Here is a 10,737-nt window from a genome sequence, read left to right as displayed (position 1 = left end):
CGACCGCCCCATCAGGCTCGTGGTGCCCTGGCCGCCCGGCGGCGCCACCGATGCGCTGGGCCGCATGCTGGCCCAGCGCCTGGGCGAGCGGCTGGGCCAGACCGTCATCGTGGACAACAAGGCGGGCGCGGGCGGCAACATCGGCACCGCCGCCTTCGTGCGCGAGAAACCGGACGGCTACACGCTGCTGGTGGCCACCAGTTCCACCAACGCGGCCAATCCTCACCTGTATTCGCGCCTGGGTTTCGACCCGGTCAAGGACTTCACGCCCGTGGCGTTCGTGGCGGAAATCCCGAACATTCTGGAGGTGCCCGCGCAGTCTCCGTTCCATTCCGTGCAGGAACTGGTGCAGGCGGCCCGGGCCAGGCCCGGGAAACTCAACTATGGCTCCGGCGGCGTGGGGTCGTCCCAGCATCTCGCGGGCAGCATGTTCAAGGCCCGCACCGGGGTGGACGTGGTGCATATCCCCTACAAGGGCAGCGGCCCGGCCGTGGCGGACCTGCTCGCCGGACAGGTGGACATGATGATAGACACGGGCTCGCTCGCCCAGGTGCAGGCCGGTTCGCTGCGGGCCCTGGCCGTGGCCGCACGCAAGCGCCTGCCCGCCCTGCCGGACGTGCCCACCTTCGCGGAAGCGGGCGTGGCCGACATGTACGCCTCCGCCTGGTACGGCATCGTGGCGCCCGCGGGCACGCCGCCGGACGTGGTGGCGCGCCTGAACCGGGAAATCAATGCGGTCGCCGCCGACCCCGACATGCGCCGGCGCATGGAGGCCATGGGCGCCCAGGTGCCCGACGCGCAGACGCCGGAAGCGTTCGGCCGGTTCATGCGAACGGAAATCGACCGCTACGCCGGCATCGTGAAACTGTCGGGCGCCAGGATGGAGTAGGTCCAGGGCCCGCCGCCGGGCCTTTCAAGAAAAAATCTATGGTCAGCCCGATTTTTGCCAGCGAGGAAGTGTTGGCGCAAATTGGGCTTTGCCCAAATCTGTTCGGAGCCGGTTGGGGACAAGTCCCCGCTCCATGACGAGAGCCGCGCCCGGCAACCCTCAAAAGCGCCCTAGCATCCAAGTGCTGAATTTTTTGCCGGGTTTCCTGCCAGGCCGTCGAGCCGTTTATGTCTGCACGTACTCGCGTCGCAAGACCAGGAAGTGACAGCGTAAAACGGTGATGAAGGTCAGCCTGCGCCAACCGCCTGCTCACTTCGGTCGTGCGTTCCGTTGGCGAGGATGGCCCAGGCTATCCTCGCCAATTTGTTGGCCAGCGCGCAGGCCGCCACATTCGAGTGACGCCTTGCCGGCAGCTCGCGCCCCCCGGATGCCGAGTCGATCCGTGCGCCGCCCGATGCGTTGCATGACCGCTCGTGCGCCTTGCACCAACAATCGTCTGAGATTCTTGCCGCCGCGCTTGCTGATACCCAACAGCGTGGGTGTGCCGCCCGTGCTGTACTGGCGAGGCGCCAAGCCCGCCGAAGCGGCGAACTGGCGTGCCGAGCCGACTTGCCGCGCATCGCCCGGTTCTGTCATCAGCACGCTCGCCGTGATCGGCCCGATGCCGGGGAGTTCCGGGAGCCGCTGGCCGCGCTCAGCCGCTGGCGCGAGCACTTCTTGCGAAACACCATTCTGCCGGTCGCGTCCTGCCCGTGCAAATGAAAGCCATGCTTGCCCAGATCAATGCCAATTAGCGTGACGGTGTTCATGAGAGGGCTCCCAGAAAGACCGATCCCCACTCAGCGTACCGCTTCGTGGGGATCGGGCTGACCGTCTCATTAGCGCCCCTGGCGGGGCGCTGACGGCCGGACGGCGCGGAAAGCGCCGCGCCGTCCGATGCGGATGCGAAGCGCGCTCAGGCGTTTCTTGCTTCCAGCGCCGCCACCGCGGGCAGGGTCTTGCCTTCGAGGAATTCCAGGAAGGCGCCGCCGCCGGTGGAGATGTAGCCCACCTGTTCGCCGATGCCGTACTTGGCGATGGCGGCCAGGGTGTCGCCGCCGCCGGCGATGGAGAAGCCCTCGGAGTCGGCGATGGCGCGCGCCACCGTCTCGGTGCCGTGGGCGAACTGATCGAACTCGAACACGCCGACCGGGCCGTTCCAGACGATGGTGCCCGCCTTCTTGAGGATGTCGGCGAGCTGGGCCGCGGTCCGCGGGCCGATGTCGAGAATCATGTCGTCATCGGCAACCTGGTCGGCCGGCTTCACCGTGGCTTCGGCGTCGGCGCCGAACGACTTGGCGCACACCACGTCCACCGGGATCGGCACCTCGGCGCCGCGCTGCTTCATGAGATCGATGACGGCGCGCGCCTCGGCGACCTGGTCGGGCTCGGCCAGCGACTTGCCGATGGACAGGCCGGCGGCGAGCATGAAGGTGTTGGCGATGCCGCCGCCCACCACGAGCTGGTCGACCTTGTGGGCCAGCGATTGCAGGATGGACAGCTTGGTCGAGACCTTGGAGCCGCCCACGATAGCCACCAGCGGACGCTTGGGTTCGTGCAGGGCGCGGCCCAGGGCGTCGAGTTCGGCCTCGAGCAGCGGGCCGGCGCAGGCCACGGGCGCGAAGCGCGCGATGCCGTGCGTGGTGGCCTCGGCGCGGTGGGCGGTGCCGAAGGCGTCGTTGACGTAGACGTCGCACAGCGCGGCCATCTTGCGCGCCAGGGTTTCGTCATCTTTCTTCTCGCCGGGGTTCACGCGGCAGTTTTCCAGCAGCACGACGCGGCCGGGCTCGACGGTGACGCCGTCCACCCAGTCGCGCACCAGCTGCACGGGCGCGCCCAGCAGCTCGGACAGGCGCTGCGCCACCGGGGCGAGCGAGTCGGCGTCGGTGAGCTGGCCCTCCTTGGGCCGGCCCAGGTGCGAGGTGACCATGACGGCGGCGCCGCCATCCAGGGCGAGGCGGATGCCGGGCACGGAGGCGCGGATGCGGGTGTCTTCGGAGATGCGGCCGGCATCGTCGAAAGGCACGTTGAGGTCGGCGCGGATGAAGACGCGCTTGCCGGACAATTCGCCGGCCTTGGCCAGCGCGGACAGGGTTTTTACCTTGGGCATGGGATTCGTTCTCCTGCGGAGGTTCGTGCAAAGGGGACGAACCCGCTTTCCGCCCGCGCGGAAAGCAAATCCGTCCCCTCCGGGCTTGCCGTCAGGCGGCTTACTTGGCCGACATCAGCGCGACGGTGGTGTCGAGCATGCGGTTGGAGAAGCCCCACTCGTTGTCGTACCAGGACGACACCTTGACCAGGCGGCCGGACACCTTGGTGAGCGTGGCGTCGAAGGTGCTGGAAGCCGGGTTGTGGTTGTAGTCCACCGAAACCAGGGGCTCGGTGTTGTAGTCGAGGATGCCCTTGAGCTCGCCTTCGGAGGCGGCCTTGAGGATGCCGTTCACTTCTTCGACCGTGGTGTCGCGCCTGGCGATGAAGGACAGGTCGACGATGGACACGTTGATGGTCGGCACGCGGATGGCGTAGCCGTCCAGCTTGCCGTTCAGCTCGGGCAGCACCAGGCCCACGGCGGCGGCAGCGCCGGTCTTGGTGGGGATCATGCTCATGGTGGCCGAGCGGGCGCGGCGCAGGTCTTCGTGGTAGACGTCGGTGAGAACCTGGTCGTTCGTGTAGGCGTGCACCGTGGTCATCAGGCCGTTCTCGATGCCGAGCTTGTCATTGAGCGGCTTGACCAGCGGGGCCAGGCAGTTCGTGGTGCACGAAGCGTTGGAAATGACGGTGTGCTCGGCCTTGAGCACGTTGTGGTTCACGCCGTAGACGATGGTGGCGTCCACGTCCTTGCCGCCCGGGGCGGAGATGATGACCTTCTTGGCGCCGCCCTTCAGGTGGGCGCTGGCCTTTTCCTTGGAGGTGAAAAAGCCCGTGCACTCCAGCACCACGTCCACGTTGAGCTCGCCCCAGGGCAGCTCGGCCGGGTTGCGGTTGGCCAACACTGRGGWTCTTGTCMCSGWRGACTACTACCACCGGATCTACCTGCAGCCGTCCAGAATCGAGTTCGGCAATCTCGTCATTCCCACAACCCGTACCGTCGAAGTCTGGAATGCGTTCCTGGACCCGGTGACGATTTTCCAGCTAGACGGCGACACCGAGNGAAGCCCTCACCAATGTGCTGCGCCATGCGCGCGCGCACCGGGCCGACGTCGCCCTGGCCTACGGCGCGCGCGATCTGCGGCTGACCATTTCCGACGACGGCGCCGGCTTCGACTACGGCGAAGTTCACCACGACCCGCAGCGCGGCATCGGACTGCGCAACATGCGCGAACGCATGGCGGCGCTGTCCGGCACCCTGAACCTGCGCTCGGGCCCGCGCGGCACCACGCTGCAGGCCTGGCTGCCGCTGCCCACTCCCACGGAACCCCAGGCATGAGCGATTCCTCCGACGAGATCCGCCTGCTGCTCATCGACGACCGTGGTGCGCGACGGCCTGCGCCTGCGGCTGGAAACCGTGCCCGGCCTGCGCGTGGTGGGCGAGCGGGCAACGCCGCCGGCGCGCTGGATTCCTGCGCGCCTGCATGGCCCCGCGACCCCGACGGCGGCGCGCTGCCGCACCTCGCGCTCATGGACCTGAACATGCCGGGGGTGGGCGGCCTCGAACTCACCGCGCAGCTGCGCGAGCGCTATCCGCAGATGGCCATCGTCGTGCTTTCGATGCACGACAATCCCGAGTACATGGTGCAGGCCGTCAGGGCGGGCGCGCGCGGCTATCTGCTCAAGGACGAGCCCGCGCAGGAAATCGTGGCCGCCATCCAGGCCATCATGGCGGGGCGCAGCCATTTCAGCGCCGCGGCGGCCCTGCGCCTTTCGCAGGCCAGCGCTGCGGCCGCGGCATTGACGCAGCGCGAGCGCGACGTGCTGCGCCACATCGCCGACGGCCACGCCAACAAGCAGATCGCCCGCGAGCTCGGATTGTCGGTGCGCACGGTGGAAACCCATCGCCTGAACATCAAGCGCAAGCTGGGCATCGACGGCCAGGCCGAACTCATCAAGTACGCGGTGGAGCACCGCGGCCTGTAGCGCGCGGCGCATGGGCGCCGCCGCCCGGATCAGCCCACGTGCTGCAGGAAATCGCGCAGGCGCTGGCTGGGCGGGTTGCCCAGCAGCTCTGCCGGCGGGCCGTCGTGGGCGATCTTGCCGCCGTCGATGAAAATGAGGCGGCTTCCCACCTTGCGCGCGAACTCCATTTCGTGCGTGACCACCACCATGGTCATGCCCTCCTCGGCCAGGTCGCGCATGACCTTGAGCACTTCGTGGCGCAGTTCCGGGTCGAGCGCCGAGGTGGGCTCGTCGAACAGCATGAGCTTGGGCTTGATGGCGAGCGCGCGCGCGATGGCCACGCGCTGCTGCTGCCCGCCCGACAGCTCGGCGGGATAGTGGTCCATGCGCTCGGCCAGGCCCACCTTGCGCAGCAGCTCCTGCGCGAGCTGGCGGGCCTCGGCGCGGCTCTGCCCGCGGGTGTGGACCGGGCCGAACATCACGTTTTCCAGCGCCGTCATCTGCGGGAACAGGTTGAACTGCTGGAACACCATGCCCGCCTCGCGGCGTATCTCGCGCACCTGGGCCGCGTCGCCCTTCACGCTCAGGCCGTCCACGAGCAGGTCTCCGCCGTTGATCGTTTCCAGCACGTTGATGCAGCGCAGGAACGTGGACTTGCCCGACCCCGAAGGGCCCACCACCACCACGACCTCGCCCGCCTCGATGTTGAGCGTGATGCCGTCCAGCACCAGCGAGTCGCCGAAGCGCTTGGTGACGTTGTAAAATTCGACCATGCTCATAGTATGCGCATCCTCTTTTCGAGCAGACGCAGGCCCAGCGCCATGAGGCCGGTAAGGATCAGGTACACGACGGCGACCGCCGACCAGATTTCCACCGCGCGGAAATTGCTCGCCATGATTTCCTGGCCCTGGCGCGTAAGCTCGGCCACGCCGATCAGGAATGATGCGGCGGGGCCTGCCAGCCGCAAGGCACGCCCGCGCCGGGCTGGTGTAGGCTAGCGCGTGTCGCCGACACGCCTGCGGGCCTATCCCCTTGTCACTTCCGTCTTCCGCCATGCTGCTGCGCCTCTTTCCAGGCTTGAACCATTTCCGGGGAATCACGCGCGATTCCGCCAGGCGGGATGTCACGGCGGGCCTGAGCGTGGCGGCGGTGGCGCTGCCCGTGGGGCTGGCGTATGCGGCCATGATGGGCGTGCCGCCGGTGGCCGGAATCTGGGCGGCCATTGCGGGCATGCTGGGCTATGCGCTCTTCGGATCGTCGCGCACGCTGATCGTGGGGCCCGACACCGCCACCTGCACGCTGATCGCCGCCACGCTGGTACCATGGCGCTGATCACGCCCGAGGAACGCCTGGCCGGCGCCAGCGCGATCGCGCTGACGGTGGGCCTGGGCTGCCTGGCCGCCCGCGTCCTGCGGCTGGGCGTGCTGGCCAACCTGCTTTCGCGGCCCGTGCTGGTGGGCTACATGGCGGGAGTGGCCGTCGTGCTGGCGCTGTCGCAGCGCCACGGGCTGACCGGCGTGGGGCTGCGCGACAGCGGGCTGGTCCATCCGTTCCTGGAGCTGTCGCGGCGGGTGGGCGAGATCCGCCTGCCCACGCTGTGCCTCGGGCTGGTGTCGTGCGCGGCGCTCATCTGGCTCAAGCGCTACCGGCCGAGCTGGCCGGGCCCCATCCTGCTGGTGGCGCTGGCCTGCGTCCTTTCCTGGATGCTGGACTTTCCGGCGCTGGGCATCGCCGTGGTGGGCGACGTGCCCGCCGGCCTGCCGGCGTCGGGCTGCCGCCGCGCATGGCGGGCATCGACGGCGTGGTGTTGGGGGGCGGCCGGCGTGCTGGTGGTGAGTTTTTCCAGCGGCATCGTCACGGCGCGCAGCTTTGCCGCACACTCGGGCGAGCACATCGACCCCAACCGGGAGCTGGTGGGCTTCGGCGCGGCCAACGTGGCGGCGGGCCTGTTCCACGGCTTTGCGGTCACGGGCGCGGATTCGCGCACGGCCGTGGGGCTGGCCGCGGGAGGCTCCTCGCCCCTGACGGCCGCCAGCGCGGCGGTGGCGCTGGCCCTGGTGGTAAGCCTGCTGGGCAAGCCCCTGTACTGGCTGCCCCAGGCCGTGCTGTCTGCCATTCTCCTGCTGGCGGCCGCCAGTCTGTTCGACCTGGCGGCGTTTCGCCGGCTGGCGCGGATTTCCCGGATCGAGCTGGCGTTCGCGCTGCTGGCGGCGGTGGGGGTGGTGGGATTCGGCGTGCTGCAGGGTGTGGCCGTGTCGGTGGGCGCGACGCTGCTCTACGCCATGTACGTGTCGGCCAATCCGCGCGATGCCCTGCTGGGCCGGCTGCCGGGCGAAACCGTGCTGGGCAAGCTGCACCTGAACCCCGACGCCCGGCCCGTGCCCGGCATCGTGGTGTGGCTGTTCGAATCGTCGGTCTGGTTTTTCAATGCCGATGCGTTCCGGCGCCGGGCCCGCGAAATCATGGACCGGGCAGGCGATGTGCAATGGTTCGTGCTGGACGCGGAGGCCATGACGCAGGCGGACGCCGATGCCGTGGAAGCCTTGTACGGACTGAAGCGCGAGCTGGATGCGCGCGGCATCGCGCTGGCCATCGCGGGCGGCCATGGGCAGTTCCGGCTGGCGCTGGAGCGGTCGGGTCTGGCGGACAAGGTCGGGCGCGAGCGCATCTTCGGCAGCGCCGAGCAGGCGGTGGAAGCCATCGAACGCTGGCGCCAGGCGGCGCCCGCGACCCTGGGCTGAGCGGGCCGCGGCTTTCAGTCGATGATGTGGTAGCCGCCGTCGATATACAGCGTCTGGCCCGTCATGAGGCGCGCGGCGTCCGTGGCCAGCCAGGCGGTGGCTTCGCCCACGTCGTCGATCGAAACCAGGCTGCGGGCCGGGGCCTTGGCCTGGGCGCGGTCCAGCAGCGCGTCGAACTCGGCGATGCCCGAGGCGGCGCGGGTCTTGAGCGGGCCGGGCGATATCGCGTGCACGCGGATGACCGTGCGGGCCGAGCTCGGCCGCCAGGTAGCGCGTGGCCGATTCCAGCGCCGCCTTCACCGGCCCCATCATGTTGTAGTGCTCGACCACCATCTGCGAGCCGTAGTAGCTCATGCAGAAGAGGGCGCCGCCGCGCGGCATCAGCGGCTCGGCCAGCTTGGCCATGCGGATGAAAGACCAGCACGACACGTCCATGGCCTGCAGGAAGCCCGCGCGCGAGCAATCGGCGACGCGGCCGTGCAGGTCTTCGCGCGGCGCGTAGGCAATGGAATGCAGCACGAAATCCAGGCTGCCCCATTCTTTGTCGATGCGCGCGAAAACGGCTTCGAGCTGGCCGTCGCGCAACAGGTCCAGCGGCATCAGCATGGCGGCCTGCACCTGCCGCGCCAGCGGCTCGACGTGCACGCGCGCCTTATCGTTGAGATAGGTGACGGCCAGCTCCGCGCCCAGCGCGCGGAACGCCTTGGCGCAGCCCCAGGCGATGGAGTCCGCGTTGGCGATGCCGGTGACCAGCCCGCGCTTGCCGGCCAGCGGCCGGGCGGCGCTCATTGCGGCCTCACAGCGCCAGCGTGTGCTGCGCGATGATGAGCTCTTCGTTGGTGCGCACCACATAGACGCCGATGCGGCTCTGCTCGGTGGAGATGCGCGGACCGTGGCGCGCATTGCGCTCGGGGTCGAGCTCCACGCCCAGCCAGCCCCAGTGGTCGGCGATGGCCTGCCGGATCTGCGGCGAATTCTCGCCCACGCCGGCGGTGAAGACGATGGCGTCGATGCCGTTCATGGCGCAGCCCAGCCCCATCATGCCTTCGGCCACGCGCCAGGCGAAATACGCCAGCGCGCGCCGCGCGGCCGGCGTGTCGCTGGCCAGCAGTTCGCGCATGTCGTTGCTGATGCCCGACAGGCCCTTGAGGCCGCATTCGTAATAGAGCAGGTGTTCGATTTCGTCGTGGCCCATGCCCTGTTCCATCATCCAGAGCACGGCGCCCGCGTCCAGCCGGCCCGGCCGGGTGCCCATGGGCAGGCCCTCCAGCGCCGTGAAGCCCATGGTGCTGTCCACGCTCCTGCCCTGGTGGATGGCGCAGGCCGACACGCCGGAGCCCAGGTGCGCGGCCACGATGCGGCCCATGGCGATGTCGGGCAGCGCCTTTTTCAGGCGCTGGGCGATGTATTCGTAGGACAGCCCGTGAAAGCCGTAGCGCCGCACGCCCTGTTCGTACAGGCGCTCCGGCACCGCGTAGCGGTCGGCCACGTCGGAGTGGGTGCGGTGAAACGCCGTGTCGAAGCACGCGACCTGCGGAATCTCGGGACGGCGTTCGCGGATGACGCGGATGGGGGCGAGGTTGTTGGGCTGGTGCAGCGGCGCGAGCGGCGAGAGCGCTTCCAGGCGGGCGAGCAGGGCGTCGTCGAACAGCACCGGCTCGGCCAGGTCGGGCCCGCCGTGCACCACGCGATGCCCGATGGCGAGCGGGCGCACCGCCCAGGTGCCCGCTCAGCCAGGTGCCCACCACTTCCTGGGCGTTGGGCACGTCGGCCGCGTGCCCGGGCGCGATCTCGCGCTCCACCAGTGTTTCGCCCGCGGCATTGCGCACGCGCAGGCGGGGACGTCGGGTGCCGATGCCGTCGAGCTGGCCGCCCAGCCGCGGGGACAGCTCCTGCGGACCCTCGATGTCGTACAGGTGGAACTTGATGCTGGAGCTGCCGGCGTTGATGACGAGGATGGTGTCGGTCATGGCGGGGCTTCTTTCGGTGTCGACGCGCCTGGGCTCAGGCCAGCGCAGCGCCTGCTGCTGGGCCAGGTAGTGCGCGTAGATGGCCGCCACGGCGCACGAGGCCAGGCGGGTGCGCGGACTGTCGGCGCGGCTGGTCAGGATGATGGAGCACGCGCGCGCCGAGCGCACGATGCCGGCGGCCTCGGCGTTGGCCAGGAAAGTGAGGTTCTTGGCCAGCATGTTGCCGGCTTCCAGGTCGGGCACCACCAGCACCTGGGCCACGCCCGCCACCGGCGAGCGGATGCCCTTGATGCGGGCGGCTTCGGGGCTGATGGCATTGTCCAGCGCCAGCGGCCCGTCCAGCACGCCGCCCTGGATCTGGCCGCGGTCGGCCATCTTGCACAGGGCCGCGGCGTCGATGGTGCCGGGGATGGTGGGCGTGACCTGTTCCACCGCGGAGAGGATCGCCACGCGCGGCTCGCCCAGGCCCAGGCCGATGTGCAGGTCGATGACGTTGCGGATGATGTCGGCTTTGGTTTCCAGGTCGGGGAAGATGTTGATGGCCGCGTCCGTGATGAAGAGCGGCTCCGGGTACGTGGGCACTTCCATGATGAAGACGTGGCTGATGCGCCGGCCGGTGCGCAGCCCGGTGTCGCGCGCCACCACCTCGCGCATCAGCTCGTCGGTATGAAGACTGCCTTTCATGAGCAGGGCGGCTTCGCCGGCGCGCACCAGGCACAGGCCGTCGCCGCGGCTGCGTGGCTGTGCGGCGCGTCGACGATGCGCGTATCGCCCAGGTCGAGCCCGAACTGCTCGGCGGTGGCGCGGATCTTGTGCTCCGGCCCGACCAGCACCGGACGCAGGAGGTTGAGGTCGCGCGCCTCCAGGGCGGCCGAGAGCGAGGGCTGTCGCAGGGATGCGCGATGCGCGCACCGCGGGCGGCAGGGTCTGGGCGCGCGCGATGAGCCGGTCGTAGTGGGAAGTGGCGGGCAGCGTCATTCCGGTTGGGCCTTGGTCGATTTTCTGCGCGGGGCCGCGCGCCTGGCGGCGGCCGGTTTGCGGGGCG

At 69.4% G+C, this 10,737-nt stretch carries 7 protein-coding genes and 7 pseudogenes; 5 read left to right on the top strand and 9 right to left on the bottom strand.

The annotated features are described in order from the left end of the window. The coding region (locus AD428_RS21015) for a Bug family tripartite tricarboxylate transporter substrate binding protein (protein ID WP_053246468.1) at nucleotides 1-889 on the top strand (889 nt) is incomplete at its 5' end. A gap of 287 nt (nucleotides 890-1,176) precedes the next feature. Here the strand turns inward: AD428_RS21015 and AD428_RS25615 are convergent. From AD428_RS25615 to AD428_RS21005, 4 genes and pseudogenes are all read right to left on the bottom strand, one after another. Beyond that, nucleotides 1,177-1,585 (bottom strand): annotated as a pseudogene (locus AD428_RS25615) (transposase); the annotation flags it as partial. Beyond that, on the bottom strand, nucleotides 1,525-1,698 hold the full coding sequence (locus tag AD428_RS27230; RefSeq protein ID WP_200908079.1) for a hypothetical protein: 174 nt from the start codon (nucleotides 1,696-1,698) through the stop codon (nucleotides 1,525-1,527). The gene AD428_RS27230 and the pseudogene AD428_RS25615, both read right to left, overlap by 61 nt. A gap of 146 nt (nucleotides 1,699-1,844) precedes the next feature. Beyond that, nucleotides 1,845-3,038, bottom strand: a complete 1,194-nt coding sequence (locus AD428_RS21010; RefSeq protein ID WP_053246467.1) for a phosphoglycerate kinase — start codon at nucleotides 3,036-3,038, stop codon at nucleotides 1,845-1,847. Nucleotides 3,039-3,138: 100 nt separating this feature from the next. Further along, a pseudogene (locus AD428_RS21005) lies at nucleotides 3,139-3,921 on the bottom strand (type I glyceraldehyde-3-phosphate dehydrogenase); the annotation flags it as partial. A 158-nt stretch (nucleotides 3,922-4,079) separates the two neighbouring features. On the opposite strand from AD428_RS21005, the gene AD428_RS21000 reads away from it, so the two are divergent. Then, nucleotides 4,080-4,355: sensor histidine kinase (locus AD428_RS21000; RefSeq protein WP_235491047.1), on the top strand; the 276-nt coding region annotated here is incomplete at its 5' end. Continuing rightward, nucleotides 4,352-5,002: pseudogene (locus AD428_RS20995) on the top strand (response regulator). The gene AD428_RS21000 and the pseudogene AD428_RS20995, both read left to right, overlap by 4 nt. A gap of 29 nt (nucleotides 5,003-5,031) precedes the next feature. On the opposite strand, the gene glnQ reads toward AD428_RS20995, so the two are convergent. Together glnQ and glnP are read right to left on the bottom strand one after the other, a co-directional pair. Then, complete coding sequence (gene glnQ, locus AD428_RS20990) at nucleotides 5,032-5,760, bottom strand: glutamine ABC transporter ATP-binding protein GlnQ (protein ID WP_053246465.1); 729 nt, start codon at nucleotides 5,758-5,760, stop codon at nucleotides 5,032-5,034. After that, nucleotides 5,757-5,918, bottom strand: a pseudogene (gene glnP / locus AD428_RS20985) (glutamine ABC transporter permease GlnP); the annotation flags it as partial. The gene glnQ and the pseudogene glnP, both read right to left, overlap by 4 nt. A gap of 116 nt (nucleotides 5,919-6,034) precedes the next feature. Here glnP and AD428_RS29015 point away from each other — a divergent pair. Together AD428_RS29015 and AD428_RS29010 are read left to right on the top strand one after the other, a co-directional pair. Next, the gene (locus tag AD428_RS29015) at nucleotides 6,035-6,313 is read left to right on the top strand and encodes a SulP family inorganic anion transporter (RefSeq protein ID WP_255352286.1); all 279 of its coding nucleotides are present in this window, start codon (nucleotides 6,035-6,037) and stop codon (nucleotides 6,311-6,313) included. Next, on the top strand, nucleotides 6,304-7,722 hold the full coding sequence (locus AD428_RS29010) for a SulP family inorganic anion transporter (protein WP_255352285.1): 1,419 nt from the start codon (nucleotides 6,304-6,306) through the stop codon (nucleotides 7,720-7,722). The genes AD428_RS29015 and AD428_RS29010 overlap by 10 nt, the downstream gene beginning before the upstream one ends. A gap of 14 nt (nucleotides 7,723-7,736) precedes the next feature. On the opposite strand, the pseudogene fabI reads toward AD428_RS29010, so the two are convergent. From fabI to AD428_RS20965, 3 pseudogenes are all read right to left on the bottom strand, one after another. Further along, a pseudogene (gene fabI, locus AD428_RS20975) lies at nucleotides 7,737-8,511 on the bottom strand (enoyl-ACP reductase FabI). Between the two features lie 7 nt (nucleotides 8,512-8,518). Next, a pseudogene (locus AD428_RS20970) lies at nucleotides 8,519-9,692 on the bottom strand (acetate/propionate family kinase). Between the two features lie 45 nt (nucleotides 9,693-9,737). Then, a pseudogene (locus tag AD428_RS20965) lies at nucleotides 9,738-10,670 on the bottom strand (phosphate acetyltransferase); the annotation flags it as partial. Between the last annotated feature and the right edge of the window lie 67 nt (nucleotides 10,671-10,737).

The organism is Achromobacter sp. DMS1, from assembly GCF_001270295.1.
Note: the sequence above shows the minus strand (reverse complement) of the source record. Positions and strands in the feature narration are given on the sequence as shown.

Coding starts and splice junctions, on each gene's coding strand:
- AD428_RS29015 (WP_255352286.1), top strand. CDS start 6,035: ATGCTGCTGCGCCTCTTTCCAGGCTTGAACCATTTCCGGGGAATCACG.
- AD428_RS29010 (WP_255352285.1), top strand. CDS start 6,304: ATGGCGCTGATCACGCCCGAGGAACGCCTGGCCGGCGCCAGCGCGATC.
- AD428_RS21010 (WP_053246467.1), bottom strand. CDS start 3,038: ATGCCCAAGGTAAAAACCCTGTCCGCGCTGGCCAAGGCCGGCGAATTG.
- glnQ (WP_053246465.1), bottom strand. CDS start 5,760: ATGAGCATGGTCGAATTTTACAACGTCACCAAGCGCTTCGGCGACTCG.
- AD428_RS27230 (WP_200908079.1), bottom strand. CDS start 1,698: ATGAACACCGTCACGCTAATTGGCATTGATCTGGGCAAGCATGGCTTT.